The 215-nt window shown below is 71.6% G+C and carries 1 protein-coding gene; it reads right to left on the reverse strand.

The window, feature by feature from the left end:
• A partial coding sequence (locus B2284_RS10075) for a DNA gyrase subunit A (protein WP_286697441.1) occupies window positions 1–215 on the reverse strand: 215 nt, incomplete at both ends.

The raw sequence follows: 215 nt of genomic DNA on the forward strand, positions 1-215 counted from the left end.
ATCTCCTCGACGTTGACGACCGCCCGCATGACGACCGAGCCGCGGCCCGTGCGGTAGGCGTCCTCGATGCCGCGACGGCCCAGGATCAGCGCTCCCGTGGGGAAGTCCGGGCCCTTGATGCGCTGCATGCACACCTCGAGCAGGTCCTCGCGGGACGCCTCGGGGTTGGCCAGCAGCCACTCGACCGCGCTCGCGACCTCGCGCAGGTTGTGCGG

Origin of the sequence: Dermacoccus sp. UBA1591, assembly GCF_002322065.1 — a bacterium.
GTDB classification, from domain to species: Bacteria; Actinomycetota; Actinomycetes; order Actinomycetales; family Dermatophilaceae; genus Dermacoccus; species Dermacoccus nishinomiyaensis.